The following is a 17,959-nucleotide window of genomic DNA, read 5'->3' on the forward strand; positions in this document are numbered from 1 at the left end:
GCGCAACACTTCACGCGGATGATGATGTCAGGCCCACCACTTGGGCGGCGTGAAACGCCCCGATGCCTGCTCGATGGTTTCGCCGAGCGAGAACAGCGTCTCCTCGTCGAACGGACGACCGATCAATTGCAGCCCAAGCGGCAATCCCTGCACATCCTTGCCGGCGGGAACCGCGATACCCGGCAGGCCCGCCATGTTCACCGTCACCGTGAAGATGTCGTTGAGATACATCTCGATCGGATCGGCGCCGCCCTTCTCACCAATGCCGAAGGCGGCCGACGGTGTCGCCGGCGTCAGGATCGCATGGATGCCCTTGGCGAAGCACTCCTCGAAGTCGCGCTTGATCAGCGTGCGGACTTTTTGCGCGCGGAGATAGTAAGCGTCGTAATAGCCGGCCGAGAGGACATAGGTCCCGATCATCACGCGGCGGCGCACTTCCGCGCCAAAGCCTTCAGCGCGGGTATTCTCATACATGTCACTGATGCTGCGGCCGGGCACGCGCAGGCCGTAGCGCACACCGTCATAGCGCGCGAGGTTCGACGAGGCTTCGGCGGGGGCCACGATGTAATAGGCCGGCAGCGCGTATTTAGTGTGCGGCAACGACACGTCGACGAGTTCGGCACCGGCGGCCTTGAGCTGCGCAGCGCCTTCCGACCAAAGCTTTTCGATCTCGGCCGGCATGCCGTCGATGCGATATTCCTTGGGAATGCCGATCTTCATACCCTTCACGGACTTGCCGATCGCCGCCTCGTAGTCCGGCACGTCGCGATCCACGGACGTCGAGTCCTTCGGATCGTAGCCGGCCATCGAGCGCATCAGGATCGCGGTATCGCGCACGGTGCGCGCGATCGGCCCGGCCTGGTCGAGCGAGGACGCGAAAGCGACCGTGCCCCAGCGCGAGCAGCGGCCATAGGTCGGCTTCATACCGACGATGCCGGCGAACGCCGCAGGCTGGCGGATCGAACCGCCGGTGTCGGTTGCAGTGGCGCCAAGGCAGAGACCTGCGGCGACGGCCGATGCCGAACCGCCGGACGAGCCGCCGGGCACCAGATTGACGTCGGAGCCGTCGCGCCGCCACGGATTGATCACCGGACCGAAGAACGACGTCTCGTTCGCCGAGCCCATGGCGAATTCATCATTGTTCAGCTTGCCGAGCATCACGGCCCCGTCACGCCACAGCTGTGCGGTCACGGTCGACTCGTAAGGCGGCACGAAATTCCCGAGGATCTTCGAACATGCGGTTGTGCGCACGCCCTTGGTCGCGAACAGATCCTTGATGCCGAGCGGGACGCCACCAAGCCAGCCGCCCTCGCCTTTGGCGAGTCTCGCGTCGGCCGCCTGCGCCATGGCGCGCGCCTGATCCGGCGTCTCCAGCACATAGGCGTTCAGCACGCGTGCGGCTTCCATCGCCTTGAGATGCGCATCGGTCAGTTCGACTGACTTGAAGGATTTGGTCGCAAGGCCGTCACGCGCCTCGGCGAGTGTCAGCGACGTCAGATCTGTCATCTATTTATTGACCGGGCTGCAAAAGAAGGGAGAGAGCGTCTTGTCGTTTTCAGGTGCATCTTTTTTGAAAGAGCTGCGGCGGAGCTTGTCGTCAGCCTCCTGTGCGGCCTGAACCTTGTCGAGGATGGCATCCATGGCCGCGTCGACGTCCTTGACCTTCCCCTGACGCTCCATCTCGTCGAGGTAGTCCATATAGAGCTGATAGGACTTTTCATCGTCGCAAAGCAGGCACATGGCGGTTTCCGTCCAAACGGTTCTTGCTCGATTACTCGACGACCTTCGGCACCAGGAAGAAGTGATCCTCCGACTCCGGCGCATTCGCCGTCACCGCATCGACGATCTGGCCGTCATTGACGACATCGGCGCGCTTCTTCATCTCCATCGGCATCACCGAGGTCATCGGCTCGACGCCGTCGACATTCACTTCCTGCAACTGCTCGACAAAGGCCAGCATCGCGTTCAACTCGCCCAGCAGATGGGGAACTTCAGCGTCTGTGACCGCGATCCGCGCGAGATGCGCGATACGGCGAACGGTGGCAGCATCGACGGACATTATATAGGGCCTCAGGCGAAATCTGCCCGCCGTATAGCAGACGGAGGTTTCGCGCCGCAACCGGCGGACGCCTCCGCCTGTTTGGCGCCCTAGCCCCGCAATTCAGCCATCCGCGCCAATGCGGCGGCCGCCAGCGACCGCGTCAGCTCTGCCGCAGGCCGTTCGCTGCCCATTCCGACCGACTGTCCGGCCCAGAGATTGGTAAAATCGGTCCGTCCGAGCTTCTCGGCAGCGGCTTTCAGCGGCCCCAGCGCGGTCGCCGAATGCGGGAACGCCGGCGCATCGGGCGAGACCGGCCCGACCTCGCGCATCACTCGGTTGATGACGCCCCGGGCAGGACGGCCGGTCATGACATTGGTGATGACGGTGGAGGCATCCGACGCCCCGGCCAGGGCTGCACGACCCGGCCCGCTGACCTTCGATTCGAGCGTACGCAGATAGGCGGTGCCGATCTGCACACCGGCCGCGCCGAGCGCAAAGGCTGCCGCGATGCCACGCCCATCGGCGATACCGCCGGCCGCGATCACCGGCACCTTCACCGCATCCACCACCTGTGGCAACAGCGCGAACAGGCCGGGCTGCGTGGCGATATCCTCGGTCAGGAACATGCCGCGATGACCGCCGGCCTCCGCCCCCTGCGCAATGACCGCGTCGACGCCACGCTCTTCGAGCCAGACGGCTTCCTTGACGATGGTCGCAGAGGCGATGACCCGACAGCCGGCTGCCTTGATGCGCTTCAAGAGCGCCGGGTCCGGCAGGCCGAAGTGAAAGCTGACCACTTCGGGCTTCAGCTCTTCCACCAGCGCGCACATCGCCTCATCGAACGGCGCGCGGTTGGCCGCATTGATGTCTGCATTCGGATCGAGCCCGAGTTCGGCGTAATAGGACGACAGCCGCTTGCGCCAGTTGGCCTCGCGTGCCGGATCGGCGTCCACCGCCGTATGGCAGAAGTAATTCATGTTGACCGGCGCGGAGACGCGCTGGCGCACGATATTGATCTGCTCACGGGCTTTCTCCGGCGAGATCATTGCGCACGGCAACGAGGCCAGCGCGCCGCCCTCCGCTGCGCCGATCATGATGTCGGCATCCTGCACACCGGCCATCGGCGCCTGCACGATGGGAAATTCGGTGCCGAAAAGGTCGATCAGTCGGCGGTCGGGCCACATGGGGGATCTCCGGATTCTTGCGACAATCTTGCGGCGATGCCTCTGAATCCAGCGGCAAAGCAGTGACGATCTTGAGACAAACGTGAGGAAATGGCACGCGCGTCATTGCCGAGCCACGCTGAGGCTAACACGGCCGCACCCGCGCGAGCTATGCGGTTGCGCGGGGGATGAGCATCCACTTGCGCAGCGCCACGCCAGCCCAGATCGCCTCCACCAGCCCGAACGGCCAGGCGCCCTGCAGGAAGCCATAGAGCGATCCGAGCCCGCAGGCGCCGGCAAAAGCCAGCGTGAACCACGGACTGCGCGCTTCCAGCGCGTAACAGACCAGCATGGCGCTGACTGCAAACAATCCGAACAGGCTGAGCGGATCCATGGAGGGCTCGTGACTTGCAGGCGAGGAAGCGAAGGCGATATCACATTGCCGCAGATCGCTCCCGATGTGAAACGCGACCGATGACCGCTGCCATTCCCGAACTCACCACGCCCAGGCTGATCCTGCGCCCACTCGTGCTGGCTGACTCCGATGCCGTGCAAAGGCTTTTCCCGCGAATAGAGGTGGTGCGTTTCCTGGCCAGCCGCGTGCCATGGCCCTACCCGGCTGACGGTGTCTTCACTTTCCTGCGCGATGTCGTGCTGCCAGGCATGGAGCGTGGCACCGAATGGCACTGGTCGATCCGCCTGAAGAGCGCACCGGAGCAACTGATCGGCATGATCAATGTCAGGGACAGCGGCGACGACAACCGCGGCTTCTGGCTCGATCCCGCCTGGCACGGACAAGGGCTGACGACCGAGGCCAGCGACGCCGTCACCGAATTCTGGTTCGACACGCTGCAGCGGCCCGTGTTGCGCGTTATCAAGGCCATCGCCAACACCGCTTCGCGCCGGATTTCGGAAAGCTCCGGCATGCGCGTGATCGCCACCGAGGATCGCGACTACGTCTCCGGCCGTTGGCCCTCGGAAATCTGGGAAATGACCGCCGAGGAATGGCGCAGCTGCCGTCCACCCCGATAATTGCGGCGCAGCGTTTGATCTAATGGCTCCGCGTGTTATGCGGGACCATGCCTGCAGTCATCCTCCCCCTCGTCGAAGCCGCCGCACATCTGCCCGCCCGCGGCGCACTGATCGGTCTCGATCTCGGCACCAAAACCATTGGTGTCGCGGTGTCCGATCCCGATCGCCGTCTCGCGACCGGCATTGAGACTGTCGAGCGAACTGCCTTCAAGGCCGATGCCGCACGCCTCATCAAGCTTGCCGCTGAGCGAAATATCTGCGGCTTCGTCCTTGGTCTTCCCATCAATATGGACGGCAGCGAGGGACCGCGCGCGCAATCGACCCGCGCCTTCGCCCGCAACTTCTCGAAACTGACCGAACTGCCGATCGCCTTCTGGGACGAGCGGCTCTCCACATCTGCGGTCGAGCGCGAACTAATTGCCAATGATGTCAGCCGCGCCAAACGCGCCAAGGTCATCGACGAACATGCCGCGATCTTCATTCTTCAGGGCGCGCTAGATCGCCTCGCCGCGTTGCTGCGCACGCCGGATATTCGCTGACCACATGCTGACGGTATTTGCCGCTCTCGTTCCGGTCTTCCTGCTCATCGTGCTCGGCTACGCGCTGCGGCGCCTGCTGCTGAAACAGAACATCGAATGGGTCGGGCTGGAACAGCTCGTCTATTACGTGCTGTTCCCCGCCTTGCTCATCGACACGCTGGCGCGCGCCAATCTGTCCTCGGTGCCCATCGCAGGTGTCGGCGGTGCCTTGTTGCTCTCCGTCATCCTGATGTCCGCGCTGTGTCTGGCGCTGCGCCCGTTGCTGGCACGGGCCATCGGCCTCGACGGCCCGGCATTTACGTCGCTGTTTCAGGGCGCCACGCGTTGGCAGACCTTCGTGGCACTATCGGTCGCCGGCAATCTGTGGGGCGATCTCGGCATCACGCTGGCCTCCGTCGCCATGGTCGCGATGATCCCACTCCTGAATATTCTGGCGGTCTGGGTGCTGGCGCATTACGCCTCGCCGCAACGGATGGCCTGGCCAGCGCTGCTGCTGACCATCGCCAAGAACCCGCTGATCTGGGCCTGCGTGATCGGCCTCGCGATCAACCTCGCCGGATTGCCCGTGCCGCGCCCCGCACACGAATTCCTCGATGCGCTCGGGCGCTGCTCTCTGGCGATGGGCCTGCTCATTGTCGGCGCCGGTCTTCAAATCGAAGGCCTGCACAGACCCGGAATGGCTGCAGCACTGACAGTCGTCTTGAAACTCGCCGTGATGCCGCTGATGGCCATGGGCCTCGGTATCGCCTTCGGCCTGTCCGGCACCAACCTCGCGGTGGTCGTCTGCTGCGCGTCGGTGCCGTCGGCATCGAATGGCTATATTCTGGCGCGGCAGATGGGCGGCGACGCGCCCCTCCTGGCGCAGATCCTGACCGTCCAAACCATACTGGCGGTCTTGACCATGCCCATCTTCATTGCGCTGGCGGAATAGGTTTTTCTTTTTTTGAGCATGATCTTGCCCGAAAACCGGTTCCCACTTTTCGGGATCATGCTCTAGGGCGATATCACACCGTTCGCGATGAGCAGCGTCTGAACAGTCGCCGCCAGATTGTTGAGGCCATGCAGAAAGATCGTCAGCCATGTCGAGTGGCTGCGATAGCGCATATAGCCGAACAGCAGGCCGATGGTGAAAATCTCGACGAAAAAGAACCAATCGTACTGCAGATGCATCGCCGTCCAGACCAGCGATGATGCCACGATGGCGCCAAACGGCCGCAAAAACGATTCCGACCAGCCGCGATAGAGGAAGCCTCGCGCGAAGAACTCTTCAGTCATCGGCGCGCCGACGCAGAACGCGATCACGAGCAGCCACAGCGCGCCGTCGGCGCGGGCCGACTTCAGCACTTCCAGCATGAAAGTCGGTGCGGAATCGCGCCCCATACCCTTCGCGACCAGCTCCCAGGCGCCGACCAGCGTGATCAGCGCCACCGTGCCGATGACATAGTTTTTCCAGGACGTGCCGCGTAGGCCGAGATAGTCGGCAAAGGATTGCCGCGCCATGCGCGTCGCCAGCCACAGCGCCAGACACACGGCCGGAAGCCCCATGAGAACGGACGCGGCGATGGTCGTACCGCTGCTCATCGCCTTGATCAGCAGCGTCGCATCGAGTGGCGCATCCTTGATCAGGAGGTAATAGGCGACGACGGTCAACTGACCGACGAACATCGCTGCAAAAGCGAACAGCCCCCAGAGGCTGGTGCCCCAGAATTTCCAGACACGCGGCGGCTTTGTCGCGGGTGGCAGATCCGAGGGTGCGACGGGAGCGATCGGCGTCTCCAGTACACTCACTGCGGCAACGCCCGCTCGAGCAGTCCCCGACCCTGAGCTTCGGTCAATTCAGCGGTGCCGTAGATCGTACTGCGCGCACCATCGAGGCGTGTCCGCGCAAACAGTTCGGCATGGGGCGGATGCACCATGTTCAGTGCGGCGCAGGCCGCCAGCAATGCCAGCGATTCCACTGCTTGCCGCGCTACACGCTCGCTATCGGGCCGCAGCAAGGTGCGAATGATAAAGGCCGCAGTGTCGGCCGCGCCAGGTAATCCTCGTGTCTCCAGCATCAGCTCCTGCAGCACCGCGGTCGATGCGTCGCCTTCGCGCGACAGCGCCCGCAGCACATCGAGACACATCACGTTGCCAGAGCCTTCCCAGATCGCATTGACCGGCGCCTCGCGATAATGCCGCGCCAGAATGCCCTCCTCGACGTAACCGTTGCCGCCCATGCATTCCATGGCCTCATAGAGGAAGCCCGGCGCCGATTTGCAGACCCAGTACTTCACCACCGGCGTCAGGAAACGCATATAGGCCGCCTCGGACGTATCTTCCGGCGCCAGATCGAAGGCGCGACACAGTCGCATCACCAGCGCCGTTGAGGCCTCGACATGCAGGGCCATGTCGGCGAGCACGCTTTGCATCATCGGCTGGTCGGCAAGATGCTTCTGGAAGACACTACGATGCCTTGCGTGATTCAGCGCATGAGCGAGGCCCGAGCGCATCAAACCGGCGGATGCTGTGGCGCAATCCTGCCGGGTCAGCTGCACCATCTGGATGATGGTGCGGATGCCCTTACCCTCGTCGCCGACGCGCAGTGCATAGGCATCGTTGAACTCGACTTCCGACGACGCATTGGAGCGATTGCCGAGCTTGTCCTTCAGGCGCTGGAAGTTCAGCGCATTGAGCGAACCGTCCGGCCGGAACCGCGGCATGAAGAAACAGCTCAACCCGTCCTCGGCCTGCGCCAGCACCAGGAATGCATCGCACATCGGCGCCGACATGAACCATTTGTGGCCACTGATGCGATACGCATCGCCGTCGCGCATCGCGCGCGTCATGTTGCTGCGCACATCCGTGCCACCCTGCCGCTCGGTCATGCCCATACCCAGCGTCATGCCACGCTTGGCCGACCATGGCGCAAAGCTCGGATCGTAATCGCGGCTGGCGATGACCGGCATCACCCGCGCCAGCACATCCGGCTGCATCGCCAGCGCGCCGACGGCAGCCCGTGTCATGGTGATCGGGCATAGATGTCCGGTCTCGACCTGCGCGGCCATGTAGAATTTTGCGGCGCGCGCCACTTCGGACGCGCCTCGCGCGGACTTGCCGTCACGCGTCCATGTCGAATTGTGAATTCCCGCTGCAACGCTCTGTGCCATCAGCTCGTGATAGGCTGGATGAAACTCAATCTCGTCGCGCCGGTTACCGCGTGCATCGAAAGTCCGCAGCTTCGGCGTATTCTCGTTGGCCAGCCGCGCGCGCTGCGCCATCTCGGCCGATCCCCAGAGCTGACCGAATTCGGCGTGGTCGACATAGGCGAACGAGCCCTCATTCATCGCAACGGCTTCCACGAGCGGCCGGTCCAGCTCGAACAGATTGACATCCTCGAAGGGAGGCGACTGGTTGAGCACCGCATGAATGGCAGAGGTGGCGTCGGTCATGAATCAGTTCCGGCTGAGGCGATATTGCGAATCATTTTACGCCGGATCGACCGGGATTTCACGGTGCTATCTTGCCTGCCGTGCAATCGGGAAATCGTAGGCGCGTGCGCCTGCGCCGGGCAGCGAGAAGTGCCACCATTCCTTGGAATAATTCACGAAGCCCTGCCTGCCCATCGCCAACGTCAGGAGATCCCGCCAGCGCCGCTGCGCGGGTGAGATCGCGCGCGATCCGGTATGCGCCTTGGCATCGGAGCAATCGTAACCCGTGCCCATGTCGACGCTGCCCTCGGGCGCGCGCTGTGCTTCCGGCGCGATGCAGCTGGCATAGGCCTTGTTCGGATCGAATGTCGGCGACGCCGGCGCGCGCAGATCGACCAGCGTCAGATCGAGCGCCGCGCCGGTGGAGTGGCCGGAGCGCTCGGCGATATAGCCGAGCCTGAACAGATCGGCTTTACTGAAGGCTGGATTATAGCGCTTCTGCGCCGGCGTCTCGTTGCCATCGCGCGCCCACGCCACCATGTCGCGCGACGCCCGCGCCGGCCGATAGCAATCCAGCATTTTCAGCGACAGGTTTTGCGCCATCAACTCGCGCTGCACCTTCTGCAGAGCGAGGCCGACCGGGCGCTTCACCACGCATTCCGCGCTATCATAGCCGCTGAGCTTGCGGCCGACGAAATTGTTGACGTCGGCATAGCGGATGTCCTGCCGGATCGAGGGATCGATATCGCGCAGGAACACGAAATCATCGGGCAGGTTTTGCGCATGCGCGGGCACGGCGCCGAAGGCCAGGAACAGCCCCGCCGACACCGTCGCGGCCACCTGGTTTAGAGCATGTCTCATGACGGGTTCCGGAGCTCCAACCAAGGCGATTCCGCGGGAATTTGGCCTCACCATCTTTACCCTGCCGCTGGACTGACCGGGGGATAACCCGAAACCGGCCGAATCGCGCTTGCTCCGCTTTTCAACTCTGCCTATAGCTTTCGTTTTAATGACCCAAGCCACGAAATCCTCTTTCGTCCTCGGACACCGGCATTTGCTGGGCATCGAGGGCCTTTCCGCCGCGGATATCACCGGCCTCCTCGACCTGTCCGAGGAATATGTCGAGCTGAACCGCCAGGTCGACAAGAAGCGCTCCAGCCTGCGCGGTCGCACCCAGATCAATCTGTTTTTCGAGAATTCGACACGCACCCAGTCGTCGTTCGAACTGGCTGGCAAGCGGCTCGGCGCCGACGTCATGAACATGTCGGTGTCATCGTCCTCGATCAAAAAGGGCGAGACGCTGATCGACACCGCGATGACGCTGAACGCGATGCATCCGGACATTCTCGTGATGCGCCATCATGCCTCCGGCGCGGTCGAACTGCTGGCGCGCAAGGTCGACGGCTCCGTCATCAATGCCGGCGACGGCGCCCATGAACATCCGACGCAAGCCCTGCTCGACGCATTGACCATCCGTCGCAACAAGGGCCGCCTCGAAGGTCTCGTGATCGCGATCTGCGGCGACGTGCTGCATTCGCGGGTCGCGCGTTCCAACATTCTCTTGCTCAACACCATGGGCGCGCGCGTCCGCGTGGTCGCGCCCTCCACGCTGCTGCCGCCGGGCATCGAGCGCATGGGCGTCGAGGTCGCGCGCGATATGCGCGAGGGCCTCAACGGCGCCGACATCGTCATGATGCTGCGGCTGCAGCGCGAGCGCATGAACGGCTCCTTCGTGCCGTCGTCCGCCGAATACTTCCAGTATTTCGGCCTCGACCAGAAGAAGCTCGCTTACGCCAAGCCCGATGCGCTGGTGATGCATCCCGGCCCGATGAACCGCGGTGTCGAGATCGACTCCCTCGTCGCGGACGGCGCGCAGTCGCTGATTCGCGAACAGGTCGAGATGGGCGTAGCGGTCCGCATGGCCGTGCTCGAAGCGCTCGCGCGCAACCTGCCGAACGCGTGATGCCCATGCTGACAGATCGCCGCCCTATCCTCCTCGCCAATGCGCACCTGATCGATCCATCCAGCGATCTCGACGGCGTCGGTGACGTCCTGATCGCCGACGGCGTTATCCGCGATGCCCGCCGTGGCATCGGCGCGGCCGGTGTGCCTGAAGGCACCGACATCATCAATTGCGTCGGCAAGGTCGTGGCCCCCGGCCTCGTCGACATGCGCGCTTTCGTCGGCGAACCCGGCGCCAGCCACCGCGAGACTTTCGCCTCCGCCAGCCGTGCAGCCGCAGCCGGCGGCATCACCACCATCATCTGCCAGCCGGACACCTCGCCGACCATCGACAATTCTGCCACCGTCGATTTCGTGCTGCGGCGCGCCCGCGACACCGCCATCGTCAACATCCATCCGATGGCCGCCCTGACCAAGGGTCTCGAAGGCCACGAGATGACCGAGATCGGGCTGCTGAAAGCGGCCGGCGCCGTCGCTTTCACAGATGCCGACAAGAGCATCACCAACGCGCAAATCATGCGCCGTGCGCTGACCTATGCGCGCGATTTCGACGCGCTGATCGTGCATTACACCGAGGATCCCGACCTCGTCGGCGAAGGCGTGATGAATGAAGGCGAGCGCGCGTCACGGCTCGGCCTGATGGGCATTCCCAATGCCGCCGAAGCCATCATGCTGGAGCGCGACATGCGTCTCGTCGCCCTTACCGGCGGGCGCTACCATGCGGCCTCACTGACCTGCATCGAATCCATCGAGATCCTGAAGCGTGCCCGCGACGCCGGCTTGCGTGTCAGCGCCTCGGCGTCGATCAATCACCTGACGCTGAATGAAAACGATATCGGGCCCTATCGCTCCTATCTCAAATTGTCGCCGCCGCTCCGCACCGAAGAGAACCGCCGCGCGCTGGTCGAGGCCGTCGCGTCAGGATTGATCGACGTCATCATGTCCGACCACAATCCGCAGGACGTCGAAACCAAGCGCCTGCCATTTGCAGAAGCCGCGCCGGGTGCCATCGGCCTCGAAACAATGTTGTCGGCGGGATTGCGGTTGATCCACAATGGCGAGCTCACCTTCACCCAATTGATCCGTGCGATGTCGACACGCCCGGCCGAACTGCTCGGCCTGCCGGGCGGCACGCTGCGCCCCGGCGCTGTCGCCGACATCATTGTCATTGACGCCGATGTACCGTGGGTGCTGGATCCCGCGGATCTGAAATCGCAATGCAAGAATACACCATTCGACGAAGCCCGCTTCACGGGGCGCGTCGCACGCACTATTGTCGGCGGACGCACCGTTTACGAGCACGTCTGACGCGATAGACGTGTCTTAGGGCACCGAAAGCGCGGAGCGCGTCTGAGAGCACGAAAGTGCAAAGCGCGTCTTAGAATAGAGGTCCAATGATCGTTCTCTACATATTCGCCGCCGCGCTCGGTTATTTCCTCGGCTCCGTCCCGTTCGGGCTGGTGCTGACCAAGCTCGCCGGCACGCAGGACATCCGCACCATCGGCTCGGGCAATATCGGCGCCACCAACGTGCTGCGCACCGGCCGCAAGGGCCTCGCAGCGGCGACGCTGCTGCTTGACGCCCTCAAGGGCACCGTCGCCGTGATCATCGCCGGCAGCGTCGGTGGTCCAATCCCGGCCATGATCGCCGGTCTCTTCGCGTTCCTCGGTCACCTCTTCCCGGTCTGGCTCGGCTTCAAGGGCGGCAAGGGTGTCGCCGTCTATATCGGCATCATGTTCGGCCTGTACTGGCCGGCCGCCATCGTGTTCTGCCTCGCCTGGCTCGCCTGCGCTTTCACCTCGCGCTACTCGTCATTCTCGGCCCTGACCGCCAGTGCCATCACGCCGATCTTCCTGTGGTGGGCCAAGGCGCCACAGCTCGCCGTGCTGGCCACCGTGCTGACGCTGCTGCTGTGGTTCATGCACCGCGAGAACATCAAGCGATTGCTGAACGGCACCGAAGGCAAGATCGGCGCGAAGTAGTAGTTGCAGCATTAAAACATCAGAGTCCACGGCCAAGATCTCCCGGCGCGGCGACACTTCCCACCAGACAAGTCTGCAAAGGCTCCACGCGTGCTTCATCTGCACAGATCAAGCAGGCCGAACCTACCCGCTGTCGTATTCCTGCACGCAATCGGAACCAGCGGCTGGATGTGGCAGGAGCAGATCGAGCAGTTGACGGATTTCGATTGTCTCATCCCCGATCTGCCGGGCCATGGGCACAGCCATGACGTCAGGTGGCGCTCGTTCGAGCAGACCGCCGATCTCGTCGCGGAGATCATCCGCAAAAGTGTACCGTCAGGGCGCGCGCATGTCGTGGGTCTCTCACTCGGTGCCTATGTCGGGCTGACGCTTCTGGCGCGGCATCCCAGTGTCGTCGAGCGGGCCGTGTTGAGCGGGATCAACGTGTTGCCGCTCCCCAACAGATGGCTGATCGACGCCGCCGCCTATGCGATTGCGCCGCTGATCAAGACCCGGCTGTTTGCGCGCCTCAACGCGCGGACGCTGAACATTCCAGCGGATCGGTTCGAGGCCTATCGCCAATCGCTTCAGCCGTTGTCTATCCGAGACTTCATCGGAGCAAGCCACGACGCCAGCGCGTTTTCACTTCCCGCGAACGCGGCAGCAATTCAAACGCCGACGCTGCTCGTCGCGGGCGAACACGAACACCCCTTGATCCTCGCTTCAATGGCGCGGCTGCGTCAGGTGCTGCCGAATTCGCAGGCGCGGCTGGCCAAGGGCGTCGGCCATGCCTGGAATGGCGAACGACCTGACTTGTTCGCCGCCACCGTCAAGGCATGGTGCGCGCAGCGCGAACTTCCCGACGAACTAATGAATTTGACGATGCAGTAGCCGAAGAAACAAGCGGGCATTCTGATCGCGCCGCACGGGGACATTAAAACACCCGCGCGCCCTGCTTCGCGTCGAGATCGAACTCCCAGATCTCGACACCGCGGCTGATCAGGTGACCGTTGTTCTTGATATAGTGCGAGATCAGACTCACCTTCGAATGCGGGTGAAGATGTTTGAGCACGAACAGAATCTTCCGATAGTCGCGCGGCGCCGCACCGAACAGCAGCATGGCTTCGTTCATGCCGCGGATCTTGGCGCTCGGCCGATTGCCGGACACTGTCCAAGTGTAGGACTTGCACTCCACCAGGATGCGCGGGCTGGCGCTGCCGAGATCGAAGCGCTTGTTCTTCTGTAGCCGGTGGCCGACGGGTACGACGAAATTGCGCGCAAGCTGCACGCCCTCGGAATGAAAGAAGATCTGCGCCGCTTCCTCGAACTCACGCCCAACGGCGGCGTTGCTCGATGCACCGATCCGCTGGAAGTTGTTCACGTCCCAAAGCATTGCCATCACTGAACACAAGCCATCAGGGCTCACCTCTACTCTCGCACCTTAAGTGCGAATGTCAATTGAATGCATCCTTAAGTTGATAGACACTCTCCACCGGGGGAGCATGGCTTGGACAGCATCTCACAGGGCGGCACACAGCTTACGGACGCTCAGCGGCTCGATTGGTTGCGGCTGATCCGCAGCGACAATGTGGGGCCGCGTACTTTTCGATCGCTGATCAACCATTTCGGCAGCGCACGCGCCGCGCTGGAGCGACTGCCCGATCTGGCGCGCCGCGGCGGCGCTGCCCGCGCCGGCCGGATCTGCAGCGCCGACGACGCACAGCGTGAACTCGACCTCGGACGCAAGATGGATGTCGCGCTTGTCGCGCCCGGTGAGCCCGGCTACCCGCCGCGATTGGCGGGGATCGACGATGCACCGCCGCTGCTCGGCATCCGCGGCAAAGTGGATGCGCTGATGCGGCCGATGATCGCCATCGTCGGCTCGCGCAATGCGTCCGGCGCAGGACTGAAGTTCGCCGAGAGACTGGCGCGCGATCTCGGCGACGCAGGCTTCGTGATCGTGTCGGGCCTCGCACGTGGCATCGATCAGGCCGCGCATCGCACCAGCACCACCAGCGGGACGGTCACTGTGCTGGCTGGCGGTCATGACAAAATCTATCCGCCCGAACACGAGGGCCTGCTGTTCGCCCTGGTGGACAACGGCGGAGCGATTTCCGAGATGCCGCTCGGCCATGTCCCACGTGCTCGCGATTTCCCGCGTCGCAATCGCCTGATCTCGGGTGCAGCGCTCGGCGTCGTCGTGATCGAAGCGGCGCATCGCTCGGGCTCGCTGATCACCGCGCGGATGGCCGCCGAACAGGGCCGCGAAGTGTTTGCCGTGCCGGGCTCGCCGCTCGATCCCCGCGCCGCCGGCACCAACGACCTCATCAAGCAAGGCGCGGCGCTGGTCACCGAAGCATCCGACGTCATCAATGCGGTCGCGCCGATCATGGAGCGGCCGATCGAATTGCCGAGCCGTGAACCTGATGACGTCACGTCATTCGATGAACCAGACAGCAGCGACCGCGCACGCGTGATCGCATTGCTCGGTCCAAGCCCGGTAGGCATCGACGATCTTATCCGCCTCGCCGGCACGTCGGCCTCCACGGTCCGCATTGTGCTGCTGGAGCTCGAGCTTGCCGGACGGCTGGAGCGTCATGGCGGAGGGTTGGTGTCGATGATCTGAGGACTCAGTCCTGCGAATTGCGCCCGTCGAAGTTTTTTCGTGCGGTGTCGATATCGGGCAGATGTTGCTGCGCCCATTCGCCGAGCTTTATGACCGGATCGCTCAGGCCTCGGCCGAGATCCGTGAGTTCATAGTCCACACGCGGGGGCACGGTCGGAAACACGGTACGCGTCACCAGACCGTCGCGTTCAAGCCCGCGCAAGGTCAGGGTCAGCATCCGCTGCGAGATGCCGCCGACCATCCGTTTCAACTCGTTGAAGCGCCGTGGACCGTCGCCGAGCAGCATGATCACCAGCACGCTCCATTTGTCGCCGACCCGCGCCAACACCGAGGCAACGCCGCGACAGTCGCTCTCCTGATGCGGAATCGCCGGCAAAGCAGGCACCTTTTTGTGCTCGGGTTTCAAAATTGTGCCTTCTTGTGCGGTTTCGGCCAGTCACTCATGTAGCGTCAGTTACAAACCAATACCATGAGGTGACCACATGAAACTGCTCCATATCGATTCCAGCGTTCTCGGCCCCCACTCCGTCAGCCGGCAGGTTTCCGCCGCCATTACCGACCGGCTGGCCAAGGCCAATCCCGGCCTTGAGACCACCTATCGCGATCTCACCACCACGCCGCTGGCGCATCTGTCCGGCTCCCATCTCGCCGTCGCGCAGGGCGCAGCGCCCGATGCGGCGCTTCAGCCCGATCTCGCCGCCGGTAGTGCCGTGCTGGAGGAGTTTCTTGCTGCCGATATCGTGGTGATCGGCGCACCAATGTACAACTTCACCATTCCGAGCCAGCTCAAGGCGTGGATTGATCGCATCCTCGTCGCCGGCAAGACATTCAAATACGGCGACAAGGGTGCCGAAGGCCTCGCGGGCAGCAAGCGCGTCATCGTCGCCATTTCACGCGGCGGCTTCTACGGCGCGGACATGCCGACCGCTGCCGGCGAACATCTCGAAACCTATCTGCGCTGGGTGTTCGGCTTCATCGGCGTCACCAATCTCGAATTCATCGCCGCCGACGGCATCATGATGGGACCGGAGCTACGCGAGAAAGCCGTTGCCGGTGCCTTGCAGGCAGCGACAGATCTGCACGCGGCGTAAGCCAAGACTGCCATAGCGAGCTTGAACCGGCCCGCCGGTTCAAGCGGTTTTGCTCGTCGGGAAGCGAGACCTCAGAACCACTCACCCGGCACATATTTATCGAGCAACAAAACGCTCAACGAGATCAACAGGCCGATTGCGCTAAACAGTGCGACCGTAGCGAGTGGGTGACTTTCGGTACGTGCAGAAATGACCGCAGGTTCGGAGATGCGCGCGACTTTGGTCATGTGGCCTCCTGTGCGTCGCTCCAGCCCGCTTCAAATGTCTGACCGGCAGCCACAATGGTTCAGCGCATCCAAACATTATCTTCAAGAGATACCGACGTACCTCGAACGCGTGCGAGAGACGCCGGCACTCTTGTACTGTTTGATCAGCGATCAGCCACGAAACGCCGGCGCGCCGGCTGGCGACGACGTGACGCCGCCATCGACAAAGATCTCCGCCCCCTGCACGTTTGATGAATCGTCCGATGCCAGAAACAGCACCGTCTTGGCGACTTCTTCGGGCTTGCCGAAACGCCCGAGCGGAATGGTCTGCGAAATCCTGGCCTCCAGCGCTACCTTGGCTTCCGGCGTCGGCGCGGTGCGATCCCAGATCGGTGTCGTCGTGCCACCGGGCGAGACCACGTTTACGCGGATGTTGCGCGGCGACAGTTCGGACGCCATCACGCGGGCCATCGCGCGCACGCCGGCCTTGCTCGCGGCATAGGCAGCATAGCCGGGATTTCCGAGCACGGAGATCACCGAACCGTTGAGAATGATCGACGCGCCATCGTTGAGATGCGCGGCTGCCGCCTGCACGGTGAAGAACACGGCGGTGATGTTGGTCTTCAAAACGGACTCGAACACATCGAGCGCGGTGCCACCCACTGGCGTATGCGCGCTGATGCCTGCATTGGCGAATACGATGTCGAGCTTGCCGAATTTCTCGACAGCTTTGGCCACGGCATTCTCGGTGGCAGCAATATCAGTCGCATCAGCCACGATGCCGATCGCATTCGGGCCGAGTTCAGCCACCGCCGCGTCGAGCCTCGCCTTGTCGCGACCAGTGATGGCCACCTTGGCGCCCTCAGCGACGAAGAGCTTCGCCGTGGTCAGTCCAATACCGCTATTGCCGCCCGTGATGAGCGCCGCCTTGTTCGCCAAACGCATGGTGATCTCCTGATGATCAAGTGGTTGCTTTTTAAAACCACATTGCCATTTAGGGCGGATGGTTTCATAATGCAACCACATGTCCGCTAATCACTGCATTTCTTTTTTCCGCCGCTGGAAAGTCGCATGGCCAAACGCACCAGTCTCAAGGACTCCACCTGCCCCGTCGCCCGCTCCATGGAGGTGATCGGCGACTGCTGGACGATGATGATCATCCGCGACGCCATGCTGGGCGCGCGGCGCTTCGGCGAATTCCAGAAGAGTCTCGGACTGGCGAAGAACATTCTCGCCGTCAGGCTGAAAGCCCTCGTGGAGGACGGCATCCTGAAACTGGAGCCGGCAGCCGACGGCAGCGCCTATCAGGACTATGTCCTGACCCCGAAAGGCCAGGCGGTTCATCCAATCATGGTGGCGCTGCGCCAGTGGGGCGAGGATTATGCGTTCAAGCCCGGCGAACCGACGACCATCATGGTCGATCGCAAGAGTGGCAAGCAGATCAAGAAGCTGGAACTGCATGCGGCCGACGGCAGGCTGCTCAGCTATGGCGACACCACGATTGTGCCCTCAACTGCCTGAGGGCTTGCGCAGTCCTTGCAGCCGCAGGATTTCCTCGGTTTCGAGATGCGCCATGTCGAGCAGGTAAGCGAGCATGTCGTGGCGATGGCGGCGCGCCATCCGCGACAGATCGCGGACCGCGCTCTTTATATAAAGAGCCGCCTCCTCGGGCCCGCCGTCGCCCTGCGCCTGATCGTCCGGAATGGGCGGTGTCATAGGCATTCCCTACCCGGGCAGTCCGGGCGAAATCAGCACCAAAGAAGCATCAAATCATACCTCTAATGGTTGCATTTTACAACCCTTGGTAAGTGATTGGGAACCAACAGACGCGGCCATCAACAACTCACGATTTGACACGGGACCCCTTCGCACCCATGTTCGCCGCGAAACGGCTGGCGCGACTCTCGCAGACCCAAGCCGGATTCCCC

At 63.0% G+C, this 17,959-nt stretch carries 23 protein-coding genes; 10 read left to right on the top strand and 13 right to left on the bottom strand.

The window, feature by feature from the left end:
* Positions 1 to 27: 27 nt before the first annotated feature.
* The 5 genes from gatA to AB8A50_RS09405 all read right to left on the bottom strand — a co-directional run bounded on the left by gatA (position 28) and on the right by AB8A50_RS09405 (position 3,598).
* Entirely contained in the window at positions 28 to 1,506 is a 1,479-nt protein-coding gene (gene gatA, locus AB8A50_RS09385) for an Asp-tRNA(Asn)/Glu-tRNA(Gln) amidotransferase subunit GatA (RefSeq protein WP_439077496.1), read from the bottom strand.
* A complete protein-coding gene (locus tag AB8A50_RS09390) occupies positions 1,507 to 1,740 on the bottom strand; it encodes a hypothetical protein (protein WP_068732436.1) in 234 nt (77 codons plus the stop codon).
* Between the two features lie 31 nt (positions 1,741 to 1,771).
* Positions 1,772 to 2,059 (bottom strand): Asp-tRNA(Asn)/Glu-tRNA(Gln) amidotransferase subunit GatC, encoded by a 288-nt coding sequence (gene gatC, locus AB8A50_RS09395; protein WP_439077497.1) that lies wholly within the window; start codon positions 2,057 to 2,059, stop codon positions 1,772 to 1,774.
* A gap of 89 nt (positions 2,060 to 2,148) precedes the next feature.
* Positions 2,149 to 3,225: an NAD(P)H-dependent flavin oxidoreductase gene (locus tag AB8A50_RS09400; protein ID WP_439077498.1), complete on the bottom strand. Its 1,077-nt coding sequence runs from the start codon at positions 3,223 to 3,225 to the stop codon at positions 2,149 to 2,151.
* A 148-nt stretch (positions 3,226 to 3,373) separates the two neighbouring features.
* Positions 3,374 to 3,598 carry a hypothetical protein gene (locus tag AB8A50_RS09405; RefSeq protein ID WP_093761358.1) on the bottom strand — a complete coding sequence of 75 codons (225 nt, stop codon included), beginning with the start codon at positions 3,596 to 3,598 and terminating at the stop codon, positions 3,374 to 3,376.
* A gap of 80 nt (positions 3,599 to 3,678) precedes the next feature.
* On the opposite strand from AB8A50_RS09405, the gene AB8A50_RS09410 reads away from it, so the two are divergent.
* From AB8A50_RS09410 to AB8A50_RS09420, 3 genes are read left to right on the top strand one after another with little or no spacing between them, the layout of a single operon-like run.
* Positions 3,679 to 4,236, top strand: a complete 558-nt coding sequence (locus AB8A50_RS09410; RefSeq protein WP_439077499.1) for a GNAT family N-acetyltransferase — start codon at positions 3,679 to 3,681, stop codon at positions 4,234 to 4,236.
* Positions 4,237 to 4,283: 47 nt separating this feature from the next.
* The gene (gene ruvX, locus AB8A50_RS09415; protein WP_089263773.1) at positions 4,284 to 4,775 is read left to right on the top strand and encodes a Holliday junction resolvase RuvX; all 492 of its coding nucleotides are present in this window, start codon (positions 4,284 to 4,286) and stop codon (positions 4,773 to 4,775) included.
* 4 nt (positions 4,776 to 4,779) lie between these two features.
* Positions 4,780 to 5,706 carry an AEC family transporter gene (locus AB8A50_RS09420; RefSeq protein WP_439077500.1) on the top strand — a complete coding sequence of 309 codons (927 nt, stop codon included), beginning with the start codon at positions 4,780 to 4,782 and terminating at the stop codon, positions 5,704 to 5,706.
* 62 nt (positions 5,707 to 5,768) lie between these two features.
* On the opposite strand, the gene AB8A50_RS09425 is transcribed toward AB8A50_RS09420, so the two are convergent.
* The 3 genes from AB8A50_RS09425 to AB8A50_RS09435 all read right to left on the bottom strand — a co-directional run bounded on the left by AB8A50_RS09425 (position 5,769) and on the right by AB8A50_RS09435 (position 9,046).
* Positions 5,769 to 6,563, bottom strand: a complete 795-nt coding sequence (locus AB8A50_RS09425) for a lysostaphin resistance A-like protein (RefSeq protein WP_439077501.1) — start codon at positions 6,561 to 6,563, stop codon at positions 5,769 to 5,771.
* The gene (locus AB8A50_RS09430) at positions 6,560 to 8,206 is read right to left on the bottom strand and encodes an isovaleryl-CoA dehydrogenase (protein WP_439077502.1); all 1,647 of its coding nucleotides are present in this window, start codon (positions 8,204 to 8,206) and stop codon (positions 6,560 to 6,562) included. The genes AB8A50_RS09425 and AB8A50_RS09430 overlap by 4 nt, the downstream gene beginning before the upstream one ends.
* Before the next feature lie 66 nt (positions 8,207 to 8,272).
* Positions 8,273 to 9,046 carry a M15 family metallopeptidase gene (locus AB8A50_RS09435; RefSeq protein WP_439077503.1) on the bottom strand — a complete coding sequence of 258 codons (774 nt, stop codon included), beginning with the start codon at positions 9,044 to 9,046 and terminating at the stop codon, positions 8,273 to 8,275.
* A 148-nt stretch (positions 9,047 to 9,194) separates the two neighbouring features.
* Here AB8A50_RS09435 and AB8A50_RS09440 point away from each other — a divergent pair, with 148 nt between their 5' ends.
* From AB8A50_RS09440 to AB8A50_RS09455, 4 genes are all read left to right on the top strand, one after another.
* Complete coding sequence (locus AB8A50_RS09440) at positions 9,195 to 10,148, top strand: aspartate carbamoyltransferase catalytic subunit (RefSeq protein WP_089263769.1); 954 nt, start codon at positions 9,195 to 9,197, stop codon at positions 10,146 to 10,148.
* A gap of 5 nt (positions 10,149 to 10,153) precedes the next feature.
* Positions 10,154 to 11,455 (top strand): dihydroorotase, encoded by a 1,302-nt coding sequence (locus AB8A50_RS09445; RefSeq protein WP_089263768.1) that lies wholly within the window; start codon positions 10,154 to 10,156, stop codon positions 11,453 to 11,455.
* Between the two features lie 86 nt (positions 11,456 to 11,541).
* Positions 11,542 to 12,129 (top strand): glycerol-3-phosphate 1-O-acyltransferase PlsY, encoded by a 588-nt coding sequence (gene plsY / locus AB8A50_RS09450; RefSeq protein WP_439077504.1) that lies wholly within the window; start codon positions 11,542 to 11,544, stop codon positions 12,127 to 12,129.
* A gap of 90 nt (positions 12,130 to 12,219) precedes the next feature.
* On the top strand, positions 12,220 to 12,999 hold the full coding sequence (locus AB8A50_RS09455; RefSeq protein ID WP_439077505.1) for an alpha/beta fold hydrolase: 780 nt from the start codon (positions 12,220 to 12,222) through the stop codon (positions 12,997 to 12,999).
* A gap of 43 nt (positions 13,000 to 13,042) precedes the next feature.
* Here the strand turns inward: AB8A50_RS09455 and AB8A50_RS09460 are convergent, their stop codons facing one another.
* Positions 13,043 to 13,507, bottom strand: coding sequence for a hypothetical protein (locus AB8A50_RS09460; protein WP_081421847.1), 465 nt, complete (start codon positions 13,505 to 13,507; stop codon positions 13,043 to 13,045).
* Between the two features lie 108 nt (positions 13,508 to 13,615).
* On the opposite strand from AB8A50_RS09460, the gene dprA reads away from it, so the two are divergent.
* Positions 13,616 to 14,734, top strand: coding sequence for a DNA-processing protein DprA (dprA, locus tag AB8A50_RS09465; RefSeq protein ID WP_439077506.1), 1,119 nt, complete (start codon positions 13,616 to 13,618; stop codon positions 14,732 to 14,734).
* Positions 14,735 to 14,738: 4 nt separating this feature from the next.
* On the opposite strand, the gene AB8A50_RS09470 is transcribed toward dprA, so the two are convergent.
* Positions 14,739 to 15,119, bottom strand: coding sequence for a winged helix-turn-helix transcriptional regulator (locus AB8A50_RS09470; RefSeq protein WP_439077507.1), 381 nt, complete (start codon positions 15,117 to 15,119; stop codon positions 14,739 to 14,741).
* Between the two features lie 97 nt (positions 15,120 to 15,216).
* On the opposite strand from AB8A50_RS09470, the gene AB8A50_RS09475 reads away from it, so the two are divergent.
* Entirely contained in the window at positions 15,217 to 15,825 is a 609-nt protein-coding gene (locus AB8A50_RS09475) for an FMN-dependent NADH-azoreductase (protein ID WP_120292059.1), read from the top strand.
* Between the two features lie 71 nt (positions 15,826 to 15,896).
* Here AB8A50_RS09475 and AB8A50_RS09480 read toward each other — a convergent pair whose 3' ends face one another.
* Together AB8A50_RS09480 and AB8A50_RS09485 are read right to left on the bottom strand one after the other, a co-directional pair.
* Entirely contained in the window at positions 15,897 to 16,052 is a 156-nt protein-coding gene (locus AB8A50_RS09480) for a hypothetical protein (RefSeq protein ID WP_170849816.1), read from the bottom strand.
* A gap of 150 nt (positions 16,053 to 16,202) precedes the next feature.
* Entirely contained in the window at positions 16,203 to 16,976 is a 774-nt protein-coding gene (locus tag AB8A50_RS09485; RefSeq protein ID WP_439077508.1) for an SDR family oxidoreductase, read from the bottom strand.
* A 126-nt stretch (positions 16,977 to 17,102) separates the two neighbouring features.
* On the opposite strand from AB8A50_RS09485, the gene AB8A50_RS09490 reads away from it, so the two are divergent.
* Positions 17,103 to 17,552, top strand: a complete 450-nt coding sequence (locus AB8A50_RS09490) for a winged helix-turn-helix transcriptional regulator (RefSeq protein ID WP_439077509.1) — start codon at positions 17,103 to 17,105, stop codon at positions 17,550 to 17,552.
* Here the strand turns inward: AB8A50_RS09490 and AB8A50_RS09495 are convergent.
* Positions 17,541 to 17,747 (bottom strand): hypothetical protein, encoded by a 207-nt coding sequence (locus AB8A50_RS09495; protein WP_244528458.1) that lies wholly within the window; start codon positions 17,745 to 17,747, stop codon positions 17,541 to 17,543. The genes AB8A50_RS09490 and AB8A50_RS09495 overlap by 12 nt on opposite strands.
* Positions 17,748 to 17,959: the final 212 nt, after the last annotated feature.

Source organism: Tardiphaga sp. 841_E9_N1_2 (assembly GCF_051811065.1).
GTDB classification, from domain to species: Bacteria; Pseudomonadota; Alphaproteobacteria; order Rhizobiales; family Xanthobacteraceae; genus Tardiphaga; species Tardiphaga robiniae.

What these genes read in the sequence shown, in the direction of transcription:
- gatA (WP_439077496.1), bottom strand. Translation starts at nt 1,506, where the DNA reads ATGACAGATCTGACGTCGCTGACACTCGCCGAGGCGCGTGACGGCCTT.
- AB8A50_RS09390 (WP_068732436.1), bottom strand. Translation starts at nt 1,740, where the DNA reads ATGTGCCTGCTTTGCGACGATGAAAAGTCCTATCAGCTCTATATGGAC.
- gatC (WP_439077497.1), bottom strand. Translation starts at nt 2,059, where the DNA reads ATGTCCGTCGATGCTGCCACCGTTCGCCGTATCGCGCATCTCGCGCGG.
- AB8A50_RS09400 (WP_439077498.1), bottom strand. Translation starts at nt 3,225, where the DNA reads ATGTGGCCCGACCGCCGACTGATCGACCTTTTCGGCACCGAATTTCCC.
- AB8A50_RS09405 (WP_093761358.1), bottom strand. Translation starts at nt 3,598, where the DNA reads ATGGATCCGCTCAGCCTGTTCGGATTGTTTGCAGTCAGCGCCATGCTG.
- AB8A50_RS09410 (WP_439077499.1), top strand. Translation starts at nt 3,679, where the DNA reads ATGACCGCTGCCATTCCCGAACTCACCACGCCCAGGCTGATCCTGCGC.
- ruvX (WP_089263773.1), top strand. Translation starts at nt 4,284, where the DNA reads ATGCCTGCAGTCATCCTCCCCCTCGTCGAAGCCGCCGCACATCTGCCC.
- AB8A50_RS09420 (WP_439077500.1), top strand. Translation starts at nt 4,780, where the DNA reads ATGCTGACGGTATTTGCCGCTCTCGTTCCGGTCTTCCTGCTCATCGTG.
- AB8A50_RS09430 (WP_439077502.1), bottom strand. Translation starts at nt 8,206, where the DNA reads ATGACCGACGCCACCTCTGCCATTCATGCGGTGCTCAACCAGTCGCCT.
- AB8A50_RS09435 (WP_439077503.1), bottom strand. Translation starts at nt 9,046, where the DNA reads ATGAGACATGCTCTAAACCAGGTGGCCGCGACGGTGTCGGCGGGGCTG.
- AB8A50_RS09440 (WP_089263769.1), top strand. Translation starts at nt 9,195, where the DNA reads ATGACCCAAGCCACGAAATCCTCTTTCGTCCTCGGACACCGGCATTTG.
- AB8A50_RS09445 (WP_089263768.1), top strand. Translation starts at nt 10,154, where the DNA reads ATGCTGACAGATCGCCGCCCTATCCTCCTCGCCAATGCGCACCTGATC.
- plsY (WP_439077504.1), top strand. Translation starts at nt 11,542, where the DNA reads ATGATCGTTCTCTACATATTCGCCGCCGCGCTCGGTTATTTCCTCGGC.
- AB8A50_RS09460 (WP_081421847.1), bottom strand. Translation starts at nt 13,507, where the DNA reads ATGGCAATGCTTTGGGACGTGAACAACTTCCAGCGGATCGGTGCATCG.
- AB8A50_RS09475 (WP_120292059.1), top strand. Translation starts at nt 15,217, where the DNA reads ATGAAACTGCTCCATATCGATTCCAGCGTTCTCGGCCCCCACTCCGTC.
- AB8A50_RS09480 (WP_170849816.1), bottom strand. Translation starts at nt 16,052, where the DNA reads ATGACCAAAGTCGCGCGCATCTCCGAACCTGCGGTCATTTCTGCACGT.
- AB8A50_RS09485 (WP_439077508.1), bottom strand. Translation starts at nt 16,976, where the DNA reads ATGCGTTTGGCGAACAAGGCGGCGCTCATCACGGGCGGCAATAGCGGT.
- AB8A50_RS09490 (WP_439077509.1), top strand. Translation starts at nt 17,103, where the DNA reads ATGGCCAAACGCACCAGTCTCAAGGACTCCACCTGCCCCGTCGCCCGC.
- AB8A50_RS09495 (WP_244528458.1), bottom strand. Translation starts at nt 17,747, where the DNA reads ATGACACCGCCCATTCCGGACGATCAGGCGCAGGGCGACGGCGGGCCC.